Source organism: Lysinibacillus sp. BNK-21 (assembly GCF_048684915.1).
Taxonomy (GTDB): Bacteria; Bacillota; Bacilli; order Bacillales_A; family Planococcaceae; genus Lysinibacillus; species Lysinibacillus capsici.
Genome location: NZ_JBLQTS010000001.1, coordinates 202,480 through 224,651, shown reverse-complemented (window position 1 = coordinate 224,651; position 22,172 = coordinate 202,480). Strand labels below are relative to the sequence as shown.

The 22,172-nt window shown below is 37.0% G+C and carries 19 protein-coding genes; 4 read left to right on the top strand and 15 right to left on the bottom strand.

Annotated features, from left to right (window positions below; translation table 11 throughout):
- Positions 1 to 79 precede the first annotated feature (79 nt).
- The 7 genes from ACMGGO_RS01140 to putP form a co-directional block, all read right to left on the bottom strand.
- Positions 80 to 1,132, bottom strand: coding sequence for a hypothetical protein (locus tag ACMGGO_RS01140; RefSeq protein ID WP_054549616.1), 1,053 nt, complete (start codon positions 1,130 to 1,132; stop codon positions 80 to 82).
- 50 nt (positions 1,133 to 1,182) lie between these two features.
- Positions 1,183 to 2,289: an o-succinylbenzoate synthase gene (gene menC, locus ACMGGO_RS01135; RefSeq protein WP_054549617.1), complete on the bottom strand. Its 1,107-nt coding sequence runs from the start codon at positions 2,287 to 2,289 to the stop codon at positions 1,183 to 1,185.
- Between the two features lie 21 nt (positions 2,290 to 2,310).
- Positions 2,311 to 3,135, bottom strand: coding sequence for a GNAT family N-acetyltransferase (locus ACMGGO_RS01130; protein WP_054549618.1), 825 nt, complete (start codon positions 3,133 to 3,135; stop codon positions 2,311 to 2,313).
- Complete coding sequence (locus tag ACMGGO_RS01125; RefSeq protein ID WP_048394190.1) at positions 3,135 to 4,280, bottom strand: M20 peptidase aminoacylase family protein; 1,146 nt, start codon at positions 4,278 to 4,280, stop codon at positions 3,135 to 3,137. Before ACMGGO_RS01125 ends, ACMGGO_RS01130 begins: the two co-directional genes overlap by 1 nt.
- 203 nt (positions 4,281 to 4,483) lie before the next feature.
- Positions 4,484 to 5,971, bottom strand: a complete 1,488-nt coding sequence (locus ACMGGO_RS01120; protein ID WP_048394189.1) for a peptide MFS transporter — start codon at positions 5,969 to 5,971, stop codon at positions 4,484 to 4,486.
- Between the two features lie 400 nt (positions 5,972 to 6,371).
- Positions 6,372 to 7,658, bottom strand: coding sequence for a GTPase HflX (hflX, locus tag ACMGGO_RS01115; RefSeq protein WP_420281521.1), 1,287 nt, complete (start codon positions 7,656 to 7,658; stop codon positions 6,372 to 6,374).
- Positions 7,659 to 7,791: 133 nt separating this feature from the next.
- The gene (gene putP, locus ACMGGO_RS01110) at positions 7,792 to 9,279 is read right to left on the bottom strand and encodes a sodium/proline symporter PutP (protein WP_066038005.1); all 1,488 of its coding nucleotides are present in this window, start codon (positions 9,277 to 9,279) and stop codon (positions 7,792 to 7,794) included.
- 198 nt (positions 9,280 to 9,477) lie between these two features.
- Here putP and ACMGGO_RS01105 point away from each other — a divergent pair, with 198 nt between their 5' ends.
- Entirely contained in the window at positions 9,478 to 10,638 is a 1,161-nt protein-coding gene (locus ACMGGO_RS01105) for an SAM-dependent methyltransferase (RefSeq protein WP_328023509.1), read from the top strand.
- 62 nt (positions 10,639 to 10,700) lie between these two features.
- On the opposite strand, the gene ACMGGO_RS01100 is transcribed toward ACMGGO_RS01105, so the two are convergent.
- On the bottom strand, positions 10,701 to 12,020 hold the full coding sequence (locus tag ACMGGO_RS01100) for an ABC transporter permease (RefSeq protein ID WP_257961902.1): 1,320 nt from the start codon (positions 12,018 to 12,020) through the stop codon (positions 10,701 to 10,703).
- Between the two features lies 1 nt (position 12,021).
- Complete coding sequence (locus tag ACMGGO_RS01095; RefSeq protein WP_048394180.1) at positions 12,022 to 12,708, bottom strand: ABC transporter ATP-binding protein; 687 nt, start codon at positions 12,706 to 12,708, stop codon at positions 12,022 to 12,024.
- A gap of 425 nt (positions 12,709 to 13,133) precedes the next feature.
- Between ACMGGO_RS01095 and ACMGGO_RS01090 the strand changes: the two genes are divergently transcribed.
- The 3 genes from ACMGGO_RS01090 (at position 13,134) to ACMGGO_RS01080 (ending at position 17,009) form a co-directional block, all read left to right on the top strand.
- Entirely contained in the window at positions 13,134 to 13,754 is a 621-nt protein-coding gene (locus tag ACMGGO_RS01090) for a DUF47 domain-containing protein (protein WP_004231927.1), read from the top strand.
- A 21-nt stretch (positions 13,755 to 13,775) separates the two neighbouring features.
- The gene (locus ACMGGO_RS01085) at positions 13,776 to 14,792 is read left to right on the top strand and encodes an inorganic phosphate transporter (RefSeq protein ID WP_004231925.1); all 1,017 of its coding nucleotides are present in this window, start codon (positions 13,776 to 13,778) and stop codon (positions 14,790 to 14,792) included.
- 105 nt (positions 14,793 to 14,897) lie between these two features.
- Positions 14,898 to 17,009, top strand: a complete 2,112-nt coding sequence (locus tag ACMGGO_RS01080; protein WP_420281520.1) for an MMPL family transporter — start codon at positions 14,898 to 14,900, stop codon at positions 17,007 to 17,009.
- A 46-nt stretch (positions 17,010 to 17,055) separates the two neighbouring features.
- On the opposite strand, the gene ACMGGO_RS01075 is transcribed toward ACMGGO_RS01080, so the two are convergent.
- From ACMGGO_RS01075 to ACMGGO_RS01050, 6 genes are all read right to left on the bottom strand, one after another.
- Positions 17,056 to 17,664 carry an alpha/beta hydrolase gene (locus tag ACMGGO_RS01075; protein WP_259950552.1) on the bottom strand — a complete coding sequence of 203 codons (609 nt, stop codon included), beginning with the start codon at positions 17,662 to 17,664 and terminating at the stop codon, positions 17,056 to 17,058.
- 17 nt (positions 17,665 to 17,681) lie between these two features.
- Positions 17,682 to 17,873 carry a hypothetical protein gene (locus tag ACMGGO_RS01070; protein ID WP_004231917.1) on the bottom strand — a complete coding sequence of 64 codons (192 nt, stop codon included), beginning with the start codon at positions 17,871 to 17,873 and terminating at the stop codon, positions 17,682 to 17,684.
- 22 nt (positions 17,874 to 17,895) lie between these two features.
- Entirely contained in the window at positions 17,896 to 18,360 is a 465-nt protein-coding gene (locus ACMGGO_RS01065; protein WP_004231915.1) for a hypothetical protein, read from the bottom strand.
- Between the two features lie 134 nt (positions 18,361 to 18,494).
- A complete protein-coding gene (locus ACMGGO_RS01060; RefSeq protein WP_420281519.1) occupies positions 18,495 to 19,118 on the bottom strand; it encodes an NUDIX hydrolase in 624 nt (207 codons plus the stop codon).
- Between the two features lie 11 nt (positions 19,119 to 19,129).
- On the bottom strand, positions 19,130 to 20,221 hold the full coding sequence (locus tag ACMGGO_RS01055; RefSeq protein ID WP_048394176.1) for an AI-2E family transporter: 1,092 nt from the start codon (positions 20,219 to 20,221) through the stop codon (positions 19,130 to 19,132).
- 165 nt (positions 20,222 to 20,386) lie between these two features.
- Entirely contained in the window at positions 20,387 to 22,084 is a 1,698-nt protein-coding gene (locus tag ACMGGO_RS01050; protein ID WP_420281518.1) for a M3 family oligoendopeptidase, read from the bottom strand.
- Between the last annotated feature and the right edge of the window lie 88 nt (positions 22,085 to 22,172).

Genomic DNA, 22,172 nt, shown 5'->3' with positions numbered 1-22,172 from the left:
TTCACTATTTCTACAATATTTTTATCCAAATAAAAAGGTAATTGAGAATAAAATCTATCCCTCAATTACCATTTCTATATTAGATAATTTTTTTAGTGCCTCTTAACCATGCAGAAATAATGAATATGATTAATACTAACCCAACATAGCCCATCACTGCATATAGTTTAGCTACTAGCGTTGTAAACCCTACAAGACTTGCTAGAAAACCGAGACCACCTATAAATATAACTGCAATCCTAAAGCTTGCTCTACTAGGCTCGAAAAACCTTACCATAAAGGAATATAGCATCCCTACTGCCGTATTATAAATCATTCCCAAAAGAGAAATAGTCATTAATACTCCAACAATCGGATGAATTTCATTCGCTAACGCTAGCATCGGAATGTCTAATCCAACAATGATATTCATCTTTGCTAAAAGGGAGAAATTCACAAGTAAGATTAAAGCACCTAACAAAATCCCACCAATTATACCACCCATGCCAGCTACCTTATGATTGCGTATGGATCCACACATAACAGTCAGTAAAGAGAAGCTAACCCCTACATTGAACGACATGTACAATAAAGCCGTTACCCACCAACTTTTCTCACTTATTTGAGCCTGTTGAGCAATAACAGCTTGCTCTGCAAAGGTAAAATCCATCGTTGCAATAGCATAGATAGCGATGATGGAGACAACGGTTAGTAGATAGGGGGTTGCTAGTGCAATGATATTAATGATGCTTTTCACATCCATCATGACAGTGGCTACTGTAAGCAAGATCATACAAATACTCCCTAGCCAAATAGGCAGTCCAAACATTTGCTGAAATGTTGCACCAGCGCCAGCAAACATGATGACAGCTACACCAAATAAAAAGAGTGATAGCACTAAATCCAAGACAAAGCCCATAGTATTCCCTGAAATTTGATAAATCAAATCCTTATGGGACGATGTGCGAAGCTTAGAGCTCACTTGAGCAACACACATTCCAACAATTGAGAAACCAACCATAGCTAACAATGCTCCATATATTCCTTTAAAGCCATAGCTTGTAAAATAAAGGACAATTTCCTGCCCTGATGCAAATCCTGCTCCAACGATAATCCCCACATAGGCACCACCGATTTGCAAGCTTTTTTTCAATCAGTTCTCTCCTCGTTTTCCTTATACTAAATGATCGACTAAGTACTCCCTTATTGATAGATTTCTTTGCTAATTGTTAATTTATCAATCACAGCCATATTAGGCTTATAACCAATACCTACCGACTGGGGTACCTCAATATAACCATCTTTAACTTTTACTTCAGGATCAATGATATCCTCGTACCAATAATGACTAGAACCTGCTGTATCGCCAGGTAAAATAAATTGACTAAGAGACGTTAAGGCAACATTATGTGCTCGTCCAATTCCAGCCTCTAACATACCACCACACCAAACTGGAATATGGTTTGCTTTACATAGGTCATGGATTCGTATTGCTTCCGTTAAACCACCTACTCGTCCAATCTTGATGTTTATGACACCACAGCTTCCAAGTTCAATTGCTCGTCTGGCATCCTCATATGATGTGATGCTTTCATCTAAGCAAATAGGCGTTTTTAACTTTTTCTGTAATGCTGCATGATCGACAATATCATCAGTAGCTAATGGTTGTTCGATCATTAATAAATTAAAATCATCAAGCTGCTGTAGTATTTCTATATCCTCTAATGTATAAGCAGAGTTTGCATCAACCATCAAGGGTAAATTTGGAAATTCCGCACGAATTGCCTGTACTATCTCTACATCCTCTCCAGGCTTTATCTTGATCTTCACCCTTTTGTAGCCTTCTTCAATATGACCTTTTATTAATGCAATTAACTGAGCAATAGAGGGTTGAATACCCACACTGACTCCTACTTCAATACGTTGTTTTTGACCACCTAACGCCTGTGCAAGTGATTGCTTTGTTTGCTGAGCATAGATATCCCATACAGCACCCTCAATTGAAGCTTTCGCCATGCAGTTTCGCCGAATAGGTGCAAATAATGAGGTTACCTCATCTGGATGCCCAATCTTTTTATGTAACAAGATGGGTATCAAAAAATCTTGTAGCATATGCCATGTTGTCTTTAATGTTTCTTCCGTATACCATGGTGCTACAAAAGCAACAGTTTCTCCCCACCCCGTCGTCCCTGATTCATCTTTTGCTTCTATCAGTAACATTTCCTTTTCATCAACTGTGCCAAAACTCGTAGTAAATGGTGCTTTCATAGGCATTTTTAAATGCCTTAATGTAATCTTTTCTAATCTCACATTGTTCACTCCTTATCATTATTATAAAGCTAATAAGGAGCGTCTGACTAACAGATAGCTATGAACATATTCTGGATGTTTCTTCATGCGTACGATGGCATAATCTTGGTTAAATAATGTTGTTAAGATTGTGCGAATTTTATAACGCCAGTCCTCTGCAAGTTTTGGACTTTCCACTTTCATTTTCTGTAGAGATTGAGGGATCGGTAAAAAATAGGCATCTTTATAAAAGGATTGATTTAACTGAAATGTATTTTCTACATCTAGAACTGGTAATCCGTCTACTGTTAATGTCCAAGGTACAATTTCCTGTGCTACTTCTTCTAATTCATCAAGGCTATCTGCCATTTGATCACGCTCGATCCACCATTCAACGACAAGTCTATCTGAAGGTAGTCCTTCATTAAAGTCATCTCGAAGTGGACCATAATAATCATTTTCATATTGATAACTAGTGGCGTTCAGTTTTAGAAATGCTAGATTCGCTAAACGCGCCTCTAATGGGTCAATTAACCAGCGGACAAGTTGAAAACCATGCTCTTTTGCATATTCTTGTTGGGCATGCTTCAATAATTCACCCACACCTTGTTCACGATATGCTTTTTCTACACCAATCATGTGCGAATGTAAGTACATTTCTCTATTCCGATAGCCAACGAAGCAATAGTTAAAGCCAATTAGCTTTTCATCTAAATACGCTCCTAATACGATTCCCCCATTTTGTACAGCAGCTAGTAATTGATGGGAGGGGATTGCTTGACTGCCCCATATTTCAGCATTTAATTTTTGGATCTCTGCAATTTCTTTCGGTGTCGTTACTTTGTGAATTCGCACTTGCTCTAACATTACGCTGACGCCTCCTTTTTATGCCCTGACTCCAAAGCTAATAAAACTGCTCTTGTAAGTATCTCCACTCCCGTGACAAGTCTTGCTTGTTTAAATTTCATTTTCGGATGATGCAAGCCTGGTGTTAATCCACAACCCAAGCCCAGCATGGTTGTTTTTAAATGCGGCCGTTGTACAGCATAATGGTGAAAATCCTCTCCTCCTGGTGTATGAACAGGCTTTCTTAAATTTGATAATCCAGCAGCCTGTATAATTGCCTGCTCCATTAAATATTGAGCACTTGTATCAACTTCAGCAGCTACGATATTGGCCACCGTACGTAATTCAATTTGTACTTTATGCAACAATTTAGAGGAATCGATCACACGCTTTACGCCTTGTGCTAAATCGTCCATCACCTTGTTTTGCTGTGCACGAATATCAATCGTAAATGAGGCATTACCTGGGATAATATTGCCCGAATCTCCCCCAGCATGGAATTTCGTCATCTTTACAGATACAGGAACCATAGGATCTGTATGAATGGTTCGCAAATCTTCGATGATTGTTGCACCTACTTCAATGGCATTAATACCTAGGTGCGGTCTTGCAGCATGAGCATCCTCTCCGATAATTTCGCCTTCAAGTAAACGAGAGGCACCATGATATAAGGCTGCACAATAAGTGCCGTCCTCTAGCTCATGAACAGGTCTTACATGGACACCAAATAAATAATCTAAGTCATCAATAACACCTTCTTCTAATACAGATAACGCTCCAGTTCCTTTTTCTTCAGCAGGTTGGAAAATAACGCGGATTGTACCATTAATAGATTGCTGTAGTTCTTTTAAAAGTAATAGTGTACCAATAGCCATTGTCATATGACCGTCATGTCCACATGAATGATTCGCACGGAAATGACCATCTACTTCTTGCCATAAGGCATCTATGTCTGTTCTTAGTCCTACTTTTGGGTTACCTTTGCCTACATCAACATATAATCCTGTGGAATTTTTAAATCGTTTAGGGGAAAAGCCTTCCTGCGTTAATAGCTCCACTATATAATTGGTGGTTTCTACTTCATGCCAGCTGATTTCTGGATTTGCATGTAAATACGTAAAAATCTCCATTAATCTTGGCCTCAAATAATCTAACTCTTCCTTCATAGATTCCAACCCCTTAAATTTTCATATTATTAAAATTATTATAACGAAAATGATAATTTTCTACATAGAAACTTATACCCACATTCAACAAAATAACTACTTACGATAATATATTTCGCTCTCAGCCTCTTAGATAGACTTTTATTTAGATACAAAAAAAGATGCAAGCACAGTTTTTTAATAACTGTACTTGCATCTTTCATTTAATTAATACCCTTCATCGCTTTTGAAATAATTGGTGAAAGCACCAATATAATAATCCCGACTACAATAGATAAGGTACCTAAGAAACCAAAGTATGTGAATTCGCTTACAACTTCATAGACCTTAACTAATTGCGCATTAATTGCTTGTGCTGCTGCACTTGTTAAAAACCATAAAGACATCGTTTGCGCTGCGAATGCCTGTGGTGCCAATTTCGTTGTGGCAGATAGACCAACTGGTGATAATAATAACTCACCAACAACCACTAAGAAGAATGACAATACTAACCATAAAGGACTCACTAATGTATCCCCACCAGACAGGTGTGCTGGAATCATCATCACTAAGAATGATAGACCCGCAAAGAACAATGCATATGAGAACTTACGTGGTGTTGTTGGCTGCTTGTCTCCCCATTTAAGCCATAGCATCGCAAATAATGGAGCCATTGTAATAACAAATAATGGGTTCAATGACTGGAACCAAGAAGATTGAAGCTGAATACCACCAAAACTTAGCTGTGTACGCTCATCTGCATAAGTAGCTAAAATAGTTGCTCCTTGTTCTTGAATAGCCCAGAACATTACAGCTGATAAAAATAAAGGAATATAAGCAAGTAGACGAGACTTTTCATCCTTTGTTGTTTTTTTACTGCGATACATATAAATAAAGAATGCAGTTGGAATTAATACACCTAGAGCTGTGATGATTAAACTAAATACATTCATTGTTAAAGTACCAGTTTTAATACCGATAGCACCCAAGATGATAATAAGTAAAGCTGCAACTCCGAATTGCGTAAAGACTTTTTTACGTTCTTCAGGCTTTAATGGGTTGTTTACTTGTAAGCCCGCTAAGCCTAAATATTTTTTCTCTGTTAATTTATAAACAATTAAACCAATAAACATACCCAGACCCGCTAAACCAAAGCCAAGGTGGAAGCTATATTTTTGTCCAATTGTTCCGACAATAAAAGGTGCAATAAATGCTCCCATATTAATACCCATATAGAAAATAGAAAAACCTGCATCACGACGGCTATCTGTTTCAGCATAAATGTCCCCAACAATACTTGAAACGTTCGGTTTTAATAAACCAGTACCCATAACGATAAATGCCATGGAAGCAAATAACATGCTCACACCACCAGGCAATGCTAGCAGTAAATGACCAATCATAATTAACACGCCACCATAAAAAATAGTTTTTCGTGTTCCTAAAACTCGGTCGGCAATCCATCCACCTATAATTCCAGACATATAAACAAGTGAGCCGTAGATGGCCATAATAGAGTTTGCTGTTCCGCGGTCTAGACCTAAGCCCCCGTCATGTAATTCGTAATACATAAAGAAGATAAGAATTGCTCGCATACCATAGTACGAGAAACGTTCCCAAAATTCTGTGAAAAACAAAGTAAAGAGCCCTTTAGGGTGTCCAACAAAACCATTTTGAGGGACAGATTTTACAACTTCATCTTTACTAGACATACAATACCCTCTCCCAATAAAAAATTATTCTACAAAAACACAACTACCCTAATATAAGGATAAAAAAACTTTGTTTCATCATACTAAAGCGTTTTATACACTTTAGCAAGAGTTTTAAAAAATGTTGAAAATTTGTCATTTTTCTATAAATTCTGATTGATTATTAGATAAATTATTAAATCCTTTGATATATCTAAGTTTTCTCACACTTTATACCTAAAAGATTTTTAAATTTACAATGAATTATTCTAAAATATTTAAAATTCAGATTCCTTACTTTACTTGAAAATTAATACAATTTCTTGAGTACACGTTTTACCTTTGTTCTAGATTCTACTATTCCCTCTAATCACAAAAAGCATGCCAAAAATCTTTTGGCATGCTTTGGGAAGTACATTTTTTAATTAATTACATAGTGCTGATACTTTGCGTAATCTGCTGCTTTTACTTCAAGAGACAATAATGTCCCACCCTCTTCATAGGCTGTATTAAAAACAGAGGCATTCTCATTTAAATAAGAAACAACGTTCCCATGATCATAAGGTATTAACATTTCACACGTTACGTAATGCGAGAAGATGTGTTGACGAATTAGCTGTACTAATTCTTCTAAACCAACCCCCTGCTTTGCTGAAATCCAAATATTATCTCCACTTACCACAGGATATGGAACATCTGCTATATCTGCTTTATTGTATACATAGATTGTAGGAATGTCCTCAACACCAACTGCTTTAAGTGTTTCGTTCGTTACATCCATCATAAATCCGTGCTCTGTATTCGAAACATCCACCACATGCAGTAAAAGATCCGCATCTCGCGCCTCTTCCAAAGTGGAACGAAATGCCTTCACTAAATGGTGAGGTAATTTACTAACAAAGCCTACAGTGTCTGTCAGTAAAAAGGTCTTCTTATCAGGTAGTTCAATCTGACGAACAGAAGTTTCAAGGGTAGCAAAAAGCATATCCTTCTCAAAGACTTGTTTGTGCTCTTCTTGTCCTATTTGTGTAAGCAGTTGATTCATAATCGTTGATTTCCCAGCATTTGTATAGCCTACAATCGATACAACCGGAAGAGCGTTTTTACGACGCTGTTTACGCTGCGTTTCTCTCTGTTCCTTAACGTGCTCTAGATCCTTTTTAATTTTAGCAATTTGATCTTCAATTTTTCGTCGATCCAATTCCAGCTTTGTCTCACCAGCACCACGGTTTTTAAAGCCTCCCCCAGTACCTCCACCCTGACGGCTTAAAGAGGCATGCAAACCCACTAAACGAGGTAGCATATATTGAAGCTGTGCTAATTCCACCTGCATTTGGGCTTCACGTGTTTTTGCGCGCCTTCCAAAAATATCTAAAATAAGCATTGTTCGATCAATGACCTTTGTTGCTAAATCACGCTCCAAATTACGGATTTGCGAAGGAGACAGTTCATCATTAAAAATCACGAGGTTTGCATGTGCTTCTTCATAAAAATTTTTGATTTCTTCTATTTTACCTGTACCCACATAATGGGAAGGTGTCACACGTTCCAAATTTTGCGTGACAGTCCCAACCACTTCTACATGCAAGGCCTCAGCTAAATTTTGTAACTCTTCCATAGAATAGTCAAAGTGCTCATCATTTCGTAAATTCACGCCAACTAGTATGGCCTTTTCAATTAATACATCAACTTCCTTAATTCTATCCATTAGAAACCTCCAACCAAAGCTTGGTGTCGCTACGACAAATTTTCTTCATCTTACCATAATATACCCTTTTTCGTATTTGAAGATCATCGTTAACTTTCCTAAAAAATGCGCCTCATGTAAAGGCGCATCTCAACTATTTTCTTTCTTCTTTTAGCAGGGCTTCTGAGCGTGTGAACTCTTCTTCAATTTCTTTATTTGGTTTATATGTCAGTATACTGACAACAACCGCAACAATTAAACAAACAATGAAGCCAGGAACAATTTCGTACAACGCACTTGATAAAGCATCTACTTTACCCCAAATAAACGCAGTTGCAGCCCCTGTTACCATTCCGCTAAGTGCTCCGTAGTTTGTTAGCTTTCTCCAATATAAAGAAAGTAAAATAACAGGTCCGAAGGCTGCACCGAATCCTGCCCAAGCAAAGCCTACTAAGCTTAAGATAGAACTATCTGGATTCCACGCTAGGATTGCTGCAATAATTGCAACAACTAATACAGCCATACGCCCAACAAAAACGTAATGCTTATCGTCTGCTGTTTTATTAAATAATGCTTTATAAATATCCTCTACAAGTGCTGAAGAAGTTACGATTAATTGAGAAGAAATTGTACTCATAACAGCTGCTAAAATAGCCGCCAGCATAATACCTGCTATAAATGGATGGAATAAAATCTGACCAAGTACAATAAATACTGTTTCAGCGTCTTTTAGCTCACCAGCATTTTGCTGATAATAGGCTACACCCACCAAAGCAGTTCCAATAGCTCCAAATAAGCTTAACATCATCCAGCCAATACCAATGCGTCGTGCTTGCTTTGTTTCTTTAACGGAACTAATCGCCATAAAGCGGACGATAATATGAGGCTGTCCAAAATAGCCTAATCCCCAAGCAACTGAAGAAATGATCCCTGCTGCTGTCGCAGTGGCTGGTAATAAATTTAGAAGATCTGGATCAACAGATTTAATAGATGAAATGGTTTCACCTATACCACCTGTTACAAATAAACCAAATAGCGGTACCATAATAAGTGCTAAAAACATAATAAGACCTTGTAAGAAGTCTGTATAACTTACCGCTAAAAATCCGCCAAAAAGAGTGTATGCTACAACTACAGCTGACACAATTAATAAGCCTGTATGGTATTCATAACCAAATGAACTATCGAAAAACTTGCCCCCTGCTACCATTCCTGACGATACATAAAATGTAAAGAATATGAGGATGATGATACCTGAAGCAATTCTAATAAGCTTCGTATGATCACGTAATCGATTATCCAAATAACTTGGAATAGTAATGGAATCATTTGTAACCTGTGTATATACCCGTAAACGTGGTGCCACAAGTAGCCAGTTTAGGTAAGCTCCTATTGTTAATCCAATTGCAATCCAAGCTTCCACAAGACCTGATAAAAATATCGCACCTGGTAAGCCCATTAGGAGCCAGCCAGACATATCCGCAGCACCCGCACTTAGCGCAGTAACCGCTGGACCTAAGGAACGACCGCCAAGCATATAATCTGTTAAATTAGATGTTTTAACAAATGCATACCAGCCAATTGCTAGCATGGCGATCATATAAATAACAATCGCTAATAATTGATACATGTTATCCGACATATTTTCTCCTCCTTATTAATCCTTAGTATCACCAATTCAAAAAGAATTACTGTATTTAAGATACCACGAATATACAATTCCACCTATAAATACTCGGAATTTTTATTAAATTTATTCCGAATACCAAAGATGCCATTGTCTTTTATAAAATGTGTTAAACTAGTGCCATCTATAACACAATAAAGTAGGCGAAAATGTATGACATTTGAAGAAATGAAAGCTCTGCTCACTGAGCAAATTTTGCAACAAAAGCTTGTGACAGCTACAATCAGTCAACCACGTATGAAATCAAATGAAATAAAACGAATAAAATTAAAACCATTAATGTTAAAAAATCAGTACCATATACAAATTGAATACCAATATGAACGGATTTTAAAACATGAAAATATTCTATTGGCTCATTTACCTTCCAAGCTTGACGTGTTTTTTGAGGAGTATCGTCAAGCTCATATTGATTTCGTAGATGAAACAGTACAAGTACAATTATCAAAAAAGAACAAAGTCCTTTGGAAATCAGATAAAACAGCTTCACCTAAACAAGTCCATCTAAGCCATAATCGTAAAAAAAATTATTTACTATCTGATGATCAACCCTATCCATTTTTAATTCGACTGGGGGTACAAACAGAAGAAGGAAAGGTTAAGAAACAAAAGTATGATAAATTTAAACAGATTAACCGCTTCATTGAATTTATAGATGATGCCTTAACCTATTTACCTCAGGATCGACAGGTGAGGATTTTAGATTTTGGTTCAGGAAAATCCTACTTAACCTTTGCTTTGTATCATTATTTAAAAATTGAAAAAGGCTTAGACATTCGTGTTACTGGTTTAGATTTAAAAAAAGAGGTTATTGAAGAGTGCTCAAGAATAGCACAGGATCTAGGCTATGATCAGCTAGAATTTCTTGTAGGAGATATCAATGATTATAATGATGAAAGTGCTGTGGATATGGTGGTGACACTCCATGCATGTGATGTAGCGACAGATATGGCCTTGGCTCGTGCTGTGAAATGGGGAGCAAGTGTCATTCTAAGTGTGCCTTGCTGTCAGCATGAGTTAAATCGTCAACTAAATACACCTGCTCTCGATATTATGTTGCAACATGGACTTATTCGAGAGCGATTTGCGGCACTTGCTACAGATGCTATTCGAGCTGAAATTTTATCGCTTGTTGGCTATGAGGCACAGCTTTTAGAGTTTATCGATATGGAGAATACACCTAAAAACATATTAATTCGAGCCTATCAAACAGGTAAAAAACCAAATGAAGAGCAACGTGCCAGCTATGATGCCTTCTTAAAATTATTGAATGCAACACCATTTTTAGCGAATGAGTTAAAAGAGTATTTATAACATATAGATGTACTTCAATCCAAATAAAAGGCGATCCAATGTTGATTGGACCGCCTTTTTTATTATAACTCTTGTCGTAAAGCTTGAATAACGTCGATTTTTGTTGCTTTACGTGCTGGGCGATAACCTGAAATCATCGCTACCCCAACACTAATGGCTGCTGCAATAATGACTAGTTGCCATGGAATAAGAGAAAATGTTATATCATTTGTTGCAAAAGCTTCCTCCCCTGTTGCCGCCTTAAGAATTAATGGTAATGCTGCATTAGCCGCAAAGCTAATAGCATACGAGATGACAACAGCAATTAGCGTACCAAAAATACCGATAAATGTGCTTTCCATTAAAAATAACCGTTGTATAAGCTTCGGACTTGCCCCAATTGCCTTTAATACACCAATTTCACGTGTTCGCTCTGTCACAGCCATTGTCATTGTATTAAAAATACCAATGGAAGCAATCAACACAGCAATTGTACCAACAAAGATTAAGCCAATTTTTAAGACAAGGAAAAATACATTCATTTGATCTAGTTGCTCTGTTACTGAATATACGCTATAGCCCTTATCTTTTAACTTCTCTAAAATCGGCTTTACGTTTTCTAATGTATCCGCATAAATATTAAATTCAGAGTAAAACAGCTCATCCTCTGCCATGTTACTATCTGTAGATAAATTTTCAACCCATACTGCTTTTTGCTCTTTGTCCATATGAATAGCGTTATCAACCATCCAATCATAAGAAGGTTTCTCCATTACGCCAACAATTGTATAGCTCATTTTTTGCGTTTCATCATTTGTACCCGTGTGAGGAACTAAGGACAGGTCTATGTTCTTTCCAATCAATGATTCTTTATAGCCCTCTTCACTACCATCATAATACGTACCCTCTGCTTCAGCCTTTTTACTTTTTTCCGAAATGACATCACGTTCTCTTTCATTCAATAATGTTTGAGCAAAATGATAGCCTACAACAATTTCATTAGATTTCGTTGGATAACGCCCTTTTGCAAGCTTTCCATTTACCTGTTCAAAGTCCTGCATATCTGACAATATTAAATTAGAAGTAGTATCACGATCTTCAAAAAATGATTGTGCGGTAGCATTGACACTAATTGTTTCAAGCACCGTTTCTACATGTTCCATTTTTTTAATTTCTTGTACTTGTTCTTCAGTTAATTGCTTATCGCCATATACTTGAATTTTTGTAACTGTTTCGTTTGAAAGAATTTCATTACGTAAAGATTCCTGTAAACCAAAACCAACGGATGCTAGCACGATTAAAAAGGCACAGCCCATCGTTGCAGCTAGTATCGTCATAAACACACGCAGCTTATTTTTCTTGATATGCTGTGTTACAAAATCTAATTGATCCTTAAATAACATGTTAAGCTTCCTCCTTTACAAGTTCTCCATCGTACATGCGGAAGCGTCTATGTGCGATAGTAGCTACTTCTTCATCGTGCGTGATAATGACAAAAGTTAGCCCTAATTCACGATTTAAACTTTGAATAAGCAATAAGATATCCTGCTCGGTTTCTGAATCGAGACTCCCTGTTGGCTCATCAGCAAGTAATATAGGAGGATTCGTAATAAGGGCTCGTGCAATGCTGACACGCTGTTGCTGTCCACCTGACAATTCATTGGGATAATGGTCTGCTACTTCTGTCAAACCAACCTTGTCCATTAATTTCTTCACTTTTTCTTTGCGCATAGCCTTACGCAAACCCTGTAGCTTTAAAGGTAATTCGATATTTTCAAAAGCAGTTAAACCAGGCATCAATTGAAAGTTTTGAAAAATAAAACCGAATTGACGTAAACGGAAGGCAGCACTTTCTGTTTCAGTTAGATGGGCTGTTTCCTTTCCATTTACTTTAATAGAGCCCTGTTCAGCCTTCATAAAACCAGCTAGAACTTGTAATAAGGTCGATTTTCCTGAGCCACTTTTACCTACAATGGCAACAATTTCTCCTTTATGGACCTCGAAGTTCACACCTTTCAATACCGGCACTTGCTTTTCCTTCCCTCGTTTTCCAATTAAAAATGTATGTTGTAAGTTTTCAACCTGAATCATTAGTTAATAAACGCTCCTTTCCTCTTCATTTTCCATTGTAGTAAACAATTCTTAATAAAGAGGGAGGATAAAAATGAAGATATTCTTAAGAATAAGAAGGTACTCTTCTGGTTATCAAATGAATTTACAATACCTTTACAATTCGAATGCGCTATTTTTATTACCTTCTATTATCTTTCGTGTCTTAATCTGTACTAATAAGTCACCATTACAGAAGAATAGCCATTTATATCAAGGTTTTATCTGTACTCATAAAAATAAATACAGCTGGATTACCTTATATTTTGTGAACGAATTGTATATTACAGCAATGTAAATTTTCATGTCGATTAGTAAATTTTTATGTAGATAAATTAAAGATTTTGTTATGATAGTAAAGTTTAGAGGTCGATTAATTTATTTATATCCAGGAGGATTCGATTCACATGCTTAACTCAAAAAAACAAGACCCTTTCTTTATTGCATTGCATAAAATTGCTGAAAATATGAGAGAGGCTGTACATTACGCAAATGATTTTCGTATTAACAGTGTAGCTGACCTAAAAGAGATTAGCATTACAATGAAAAATTATGAAACTGCTGGTGATAAGCTTATTCATGAACTGATTGTCATGTTAAACAAATCATTCATGACACCTATTGAACGTGAGGATATTTTAGAGCTCGCCATTCGTATGGATGATGTTTTAGATGGAACAGAACACTGTATTGCACACTTTGAAATGTTTTCGCTCACTGAGATTGATGAATCTATGCGCATTTTCTTAGGGTTTATTTCAAAAAGTGCTGATGAAATAGTCAAAGCGACAGAAGAGTTAAAGAAAAAGAATCTAATTGGCATGCGTCCACACGCAATTCTTATTAAAGACTATGAACGTGAATGTGATGAGGTACAACGTACTTCTATTAAGAAGTTATTTTTAAATGAAAAAGATCCAATCCGCCTCATTAAATTTAAGGATATTTATGAACAACTTGAAGATATCGCTGATCATTGTCAAAACGTAGCAAATACTATGGAAACAATTATCATGCGTAACGCATAATTAGGAGATGGGCACTTTACAATGAACACAATCATTATATTAACCGTACTGGTCGTCATCTTTGCCCTAACATTTGACTTTATCAATGGCTTCCATGATACAGCAAATGCTATTGCAACTTCGGTTTCTACTAGAGCATTGCCGCCACGCACGGCAATCATTATGGCGGCAACTATGAACTTTATTGGTGCTATCACCTTTGTAGGGGTTGCAAAAGCTCTAACAAAAGATATTGTAGATCCTTTTGCATTAAATGCTTTTGAAGGAGACACAACTGGCTCAGTCGTTATTTTAGCTGCATTAATTTCAGCTATAATTTGGAATTTATTGACATGGTATTTCGGTATTCCGTCAAGTTCTTCACACACATTGATTGGGTCTATTGCCGGTGCTGCAATCGCATCCGCTGGTTTTAATGTGTTAAACTATGGCGGCTTTACTAAAATCATCATGGCTTTAGTGTTTTCACCTTTACTTGCTATTTGTGCAGGCTTTATTATGATGACTCTTTTTAAACTATGGTTTAAAAATTTAAATTTATATAGGACGAATAAAGGTTTCCGTACAATGCAAATTTTTACTGCTGCCATCCAATCGTTCACTCATGGTACAAATGATGCGCAAAAAGCGATGGGGATTATGACGATGGCGTTAATCGCTGGTGGTTTGCACACTGGAGATGAAATACCTTTCTGGGTGCGTGCTGCTGCAGCTACAGCAATGGGGCTAGGTACGTCAATTGGTGGTTATAAAATCATTAAAACGGTTGGCGGTAAGATTATGAAAATCCGCCCTGTTAATGGTGTTGCTGCAGATTTAGCATCTGCTACTGTTATTTTTGGCGCTACGCTAATCCACTTACCAGTTTCAACAACACATGTCATTTCTTCCTCCATTATGGGTGTCGGTTCAGCACAGCGTGTGCGTGGTGTAAACTGGGGTATGGCTCGAAAGATTGTTACTACTTGGGTGATTACAATGCCAATTTCTGCCGTTATGGCATCTGTTATTTATTTCATATTATCATTATTCTTTTAATAGTAAGACTCCTGTCCAAAAAGTGGATGGGAGTCTTTACTTTGTCACACGACAAAATGTGACACATCCTTTACACTAATTGAAAAGGGGGATGTATAATCAACTATGAAAACTTTTTCAGCTTTTATTACAGCACATGCGAAAGCAATCGTAGTCATATGGCTTATTATTTTTCTAGCAATGGCGTACTTTGCTTTACAGCTTCCAGGCAAACTTCAAGGTGATGGTTTCTTTGTCGAAGCAGATCATACCTATGTTACCAACGAGCTAGCAGAAAAATTTGATTTACCATCTAATACGATTTTGGTTGTCTTTGATCCAGCTGAAGATCAGAAAATTGAAGACACTTTAAAAAAATTAGATAACATAAAAGAGATTCATTCTATTCAATCACCTTTAGAAGACTCCTCTTTACGGAAAGATGGTATTGCCTATGCTATGGTTCACATAAAGAACGATGTAGAAAACCTTCCTGACATTGTTGAGGAATTCCGTTCATTAATTGAAAAAGACGGAATTAGTATCACTGGAGGGCCTGTTATTTCTGCTGACATAAATACTGCTAGTCAAAAGGATTTGGCATCAGCTGAGGCCATTGGATTGCCAATTGCCATCGTGGTTCTCTTATTAGCGTTCGGTACAGTTGTTGCTTCTATTTTGCCAATCGTCATTGGTGTTGTGACAGTGGTTACCGCCTTTGGTATGATGACACTGCTCAGTGCTAATGTAAATCTATCTATTTTCGTCTTAAATATTGTTCCAATGCTTGGGCTGGCTTTAAGTATTGATTTTGCGTTGCTGTTTATTAATCGTTACAGAGAAGAACGCACACATACTTCTATTGCTCAAGCCATTCAAACTGCTATTCAGACAGCAGGTCGTTCTATCATTTTCTCCGCAGTCTGTGTCATGATTGGCTTAGGTGCGATGATTGTCATTGATGTAGAAATTTTTCATAATATCGCCCTAGGAGGCACTATAGTCGTCCTGTTAGCCGTTCTTTCTGGCTTAACATTACTTCCTGCCACTATGATGCTATTAGGAGATAGACTTAATAAATGGCGCTTAATACGCGTTAAACCAGGTGGGGCAAATCGTTGGCGTGGCTTTGCAGGTTTTGTCATGAAACATCCAGTAGCTATAGTGATTTCAGCATTATTATTACTAGGCATCGGCATGATCCCTTTAAAGGATATCCAATTAACCATTCCACAGGTGGACTCCTTACCTACGAAATATGATGCTCGTGCAGCATACGATAAATTAGATGAAACGTTTGGACTAGGTGAATCTTCTACATTATATTTGTTGGCTGAACGAAAAGATGGCTGGGAGGATACTGAGGGTAGAGAGCTAATTTATACTATTCAAGAAAAGCTATTAAAGGACCCATTAGTGACTAATGTTTCAACTATTTATACAGCTGCTAACATTCAAACACCAGAGGAGCTTTCTGCTTCTTTAGCTATTCCACAGGTTGCTGAACAATTAAAACCTGTTATTAATTCATTTTCAAAGGATACACAGCTATTTGTTCCAATTACAATTGATGCAGCAGGTTCTTCCTCTAAAGCTCAAAAATTTGCCCGAACATGGATGGACAAAGACCTGGGCGTGGATTTTGCACTTGGTGGACCAGCTAAATTCAACCAAGAAATCTTTGATGAAATTGCTAATAAAATTGTTTTAGCTATAGCAATTATTATCGTTTCTACATTCTTTATTTTAATGTTGGCATTCCGTTCTATCTTAATTCCGTTAAAGGCAATAATCATGAACATTATTGGGCTTTCATCTGCATTCGGGATACTCGTTTATATTTTCCAATATGGTCATTTTGGTATTGAAGCAAGCTCCATCGTGCTAATCATTCCAGTTATTGTTTTTTGTCTTGTATTTGGCTTAAGTATGGACTACGAAGTCTTTTTAATTTCTCGTATCCAAGAGGAATATTTAAAGGGTTCCGATAATACGCGTGCAACAATTGATGGCTTAACATCCACTAGCCGAATAATTACATCTGCAGCGCTTATCATGATTGTTATTACAGGTGCATTTGCCTTCACAGATGTAATGCCTGTGAAGCAAATTGGTGTGGGTATCGCTATTGCTGTTGCCATTGATGCAACAATTATTCGTCTTATGCTTGTGCCTAGTCTCATGAAGCTGTTTGGTGATTGGAACTGGTGGCTTCCTTTCTTAAAGAAAAGTAAATAACATAAAGAAAATCCGCCTCCCTTATAAAAGGAGGTGGATTTTTCAATTAAGCGTAGATGCTTTTATACCATTCTTTTGCAGCTTGTACTTCAGGCATTGTTAGTTGATGACCAAAATTAAACCATTTCGTCGTTACTGTTGCACCTGCAGCACTTAAAAGGGTTTCTAAATCCTCAGACTCCTGTGCTGTACACATCGGATCATTCGTACCAGCACCGATAAACACAGGTGTTGGAGAAAGTTGCGGTAATTCAATACCACGTCTTGGTACCATTGGGTGATGCAAAATAGCTCCGGCTAACGCATCATCGTAGTGGAATAATAAGCTTGCTGCAATATTAGCACCATTCGAATACCCTATTGCTACAATTCGTTGACGATCAAAGCCATATTGCTGTGCTGACGTCTGTAAAAATTCATGAAGCTCCTTTGTACGAAAGATTAAATCCTCAATATCAAAGACACCTTCGGCTAATCGGCGGAAAAATCGTGGCATTCCATGCTCAAGTACATTTCCGCGAACACTTAAAATATTGGCTGTTTCATCTATTTCTTTTGCCAGCCCAATAAGACTTTCCTCATTACCACCTGTACCATGTAGCAATAATAATGTCGGCTTCGTTTCGTCTGTACCTTTATAATAAATATGTTGCACTGACAGTCACCTCTCAATTATCTTGAATTCGAGATAATTGTAGCCTGTGGCAAAATTAAATTCAAGCTCTTTGACTTATTAATTTCACGATTTTCACGATTTGGCTGTTCTTCGTGATTTTTATAAAAATTAGTAATGGTATAAACTGAAAATAAACATGCCGCAATCACAACAACAATAACAATTCCCACTAATTTTTTTCCGTTCATCTATCATGATCCCCCGTATTTCTTATTTCTTTGTACGAAAGCCTTCTTCTAGTAAATATTCCTTTGCTGCCTCATACGTACCAAATGCCTCTTCCAGATTGTCTCCATGATACACGTTCCACGAACGTTGCTCAAAAGCTAGCTGTAACTGACTACCATCGCGACTATGCCAAATCTCTACAATTGGCTCCTGCTCTTCTACTTCTTCAGATAAATATTGGATTGCGTCTTCAATAATTTCACGAAGTTGTTGTTCATCGTAATCGCGGATATTTACTAATCCTTTATCATTAGCCTCATTCTCATAACGTAATAAATCTCCTACAAAGACAAAGCCATTGCCGTTTGGATGTAATTTCTCAACTACAATCGTCTTTTCGTAAAGACTGTCCATGTAATGATAATTTAGGCGCTTTAAAGAAATTTCTTTTTTTGTTAGCTCAGAAAACGATTCAATAATCGCTTGTTTTTGTTCAAATGTTAGCATATAAAAAATGCTCCTTTTCTTTACAATCTATCTAACAGTATAACTCATTTTTTCCTATTATATCGTGTCGTTTCTAAATCATTTTTGCGCAAGAAAATAGGACAAGCTAATAGTATAGCTTATCCTATTTAAACTTATGAGGTTTGATTAAATATTTTTTCACGTGTGAATTTTATCACCTGTGCAACATACAATTCCCGATAAGGAACAAATTGTGCAGTACCTACTGGTCTGACAATTCTCACACGTTGACCATCAGGGAAATATTCATACCCTTCAATATTAAGTGTCGTCGTTTCTCCCAAGAAGAAAGCCTCCGCCTCATTTAGCCTCGCTCTAACTACACCCGATACTTCTTCATACTGCAAAGCAAAGGAATCCCAATCATGCTTGAAAGGATATATGTAGACATGGCAAAATTCATTGTCGATCATATTTTCAGAAACGATACTACAAGATGTCATGCCCATTTTGACAACTTCATGGACATCAATATTAAGTCCCAATTCTTCTTTTACTTCTCGAATGCCTGACTCTACTGTCTCAATCGCTAAAAGATGTCCTGCTGCTGTAATATCGAGTAACCCTGGATAATCCTTTTTCTGTGAACTACGTACTTGAAAATAAATATAGTCTTCATTTACAAACCAGCAATGAAAAGTCTCATGCCAAAGCCCCTTTTCATGCACTTCCGCTCTCGTAGCTGTCCCAATTTGCTCATGCTGTTCATTAAATACCTTTACAATTTCTTGTTCCATTGTTTCGACTCCTATACTGACTTCGTCGCTTTTTTCTTAATTGCATTACGTTGATCATAAATATTGGATACGATAACCTTTAAGACTGCATAAAATGGTACAGCGATAATAATACCAATAAAACCTGCTATATTACCTGCCGCTAAAATAATTGTAATAACGGTAAGGGGGTGGATATCAAGTGATTTCCCCATGACATTAGGTGTAATAAAGTTGCTGTCTATTTGCTGAGCAACCAGCGTCACAACCGAAACCCACACCACTAAAATTGGATCTTGAATAACTGCCACAATCAGGGCTGGCGCAAAGGCAATCCAAGGCCCGATAAATGGAATCATATTCATAAAGAATGCAAAAATCACTAGTAATAACGAATAGTCTAATCCGATAATTAAATAGCCTACATACATTATTAGTGCTAATAAAAAACTAATTTGCAGTTGGCCCTGAATGTAGGTACGTAATACATCATCAATTTCACTTAACGTTTTCTTTACCCATTGCTGACGTTCACCACTGAAATATTTATAGATGGATGGAGCAAACTTCTCATGATCCTTCAGCATAAAAATAAAGAAGAACGGAATTAAAATGGCTAATAACGACACAGATACAATGGATTGTAAAAAGGACACAAAACCTTTACTCGCCACTACTGCAATATCTTGAACCGAATTCGCCATTTTTTCGATAACATCATTTAATTGCTCAGGGAAGTTATCCTTATTTTGCGTTACATAGTCTGTTAATTGCTGGATGCTTGTACTAATACTCGTACTAATCATAGGGGCATTTTTCACTAATTTATTGACCTGCTCGGCAATCGGGTTACCAATAATCCAGCCAAAAATACCTACCATTGCTATTAGTCCGAACACAATCGTCAATATACTTCCCCATCGAGGAAATCTACGTTTTTCTAAAAATCTCTGAATTGGTTCCGTCACATAATAGAGAACACCACCAAGTAGTAAAGGCACAAAAATGGCTTTTAATATGATGACAAGCGGTGAAAAAATCCAATGAATTTCTATAAAATATTTAATGATTAATAGTGTAAGTAGTATCCCTACCCCTACTTGAAACCAAACTTTCCTTGTCACTTTCTTTCACTTCCTTTAATAGCAGTTACTGAAAATACTACTGATATATTAACCATTTCGCAAGTATCCTAGTATTTTTTTACAGAACTCCTCTGACAAACTAAAAAATTCGCTCACTTCCCCAATAATAGTTATCGTGGAAGTGAAACGAATTTAAGTCATCAATTATAGAGAAGAATCATCTATGGAATTTAAGAATGTCTCAATTTCTCCAATAACCGATTCAACACAGCCATCCTCAAATGGCGAGATTAAACCTGCCTCTTTTACAAGCTTTGTAAAGGACATAGAGCCACCTAAACCACAAAGATGAATATAGTCTTTCCAAGCCACTTCAAATTCTTCACGTGAACGTTTCCAGAATTGGAAGGCACAAATTTGCGCTAACGTGTAATCAATGTAGTAGAACGGACTTGCATAGATGTGAGCTTGACGTTGCCAAATGCCCCCAGCCTCTAGGTAGCTGTTATGATCATAGTCACGGTGTGGTAAATACGTTTCCTCAATTTTTTTCCATGCAGCTTTACGTTCAGCAGGAGTCATTGTTGGATTTTCATAAATAACATGCTGGAACTCATCTACTGCCACACCATATGGTAAGAATAAAAGACCACTACTTAAATGTGTAAATTTATATTTCTCTGTATCACCTTCAAAGAACAGCTCCATCCAAGGCCAAGTAAAGAATTCCATACTCATCGAGTGAATTTCACAAGATTCGTAGGTAGGCCATAAATACTCAGGAATGCCAATGTTACGACTTGAATAAACTTGGAAAGCATGTCCAGCTTCATGTGTTAATACATCGATGTCACCTGAAGTACCGTTAAAATTTGAGAAAATGAATGGGGAATGATAGTTTTCAATAAACGTACAATAACCGCCACTTTCTTTCCCTTTCTTCGCTACAAGATCCATTAAGTCATGGTCAATCATGAAATTAAAGAACTCTCCTGTTTCAGGTGAAAGTTCCTCATACATTTTTTTACCGTTTGCTACAATCCACTCAGGATTCCCTTTTGGTGTAGCATTACCTGATAAGAAGTTAAGTGCTTCATCATAAAATTTGAAATCTTCAATGCCAATTCGCTTTGCCTGACGCTCGTAAAGCTTCGTTGCAACAGGCACAATTAAATCACGTACCTGATCACGGAATTTTTTAACCATATCAGCATTGTAATCAATCCGATTCATACGAATATAGCCTAGTTCAACATAGTTGTTATAGCCGAGTTTAATCGCAATTTCATGGCGTACCTTGACAAGTTCATCATATAAACGATCGAATTCATCTTCATGCTGTGCAAAGAAGCCAAAGCGAGCATCCGTTGCTGCCTTACGTGTTTCTCGATCCGTTGACTCTGCAAACGGACCAAGTTGAGCGAGTGTTAATGTTTCCCCATTAAAGTCAATTTGTGCAGATGCAACAAGCTTATTGTACTCAGAAACAAGTCTGTTTTCTTTTTGCATCAAATCAATAACTTCTGGTGAGAAGCCTTTAATTTGATAAGTTGCTAGATCAAATAATTGTTGTCCCCATTTTTCTTCTAATTGCTCACGAAATGGTGAATCAATTAGAGCTTTATAGTATTCCGTCGTTACTTCTTCTAGCTCAGGACCTACTTCATCGAAATAATCACGTTCTGCTTGATAAAATTCATCGTTCGTATCGATTGAAGCACGAATATATACTAAATTAGCCATTGTCGCAAAGTCATTACTAATTGCATTGTGCTTTTCAATGATATTACTTTGCTCGTCCATCGATTGTGCTTGTTTAAATTGCTCAATGAGTGCTAACTGCTGCTCTTTCATTGATGCCACATTTGGACGGCTGTATTGATATTCTTTAAACGTTGTCATTAAAGTCCCCTCTTTCTGTCCTATACTCCGTAATATTTCTATTATATGCCAAATAGAATCTATTAAGAAACAATTATCTCTTTTCTGT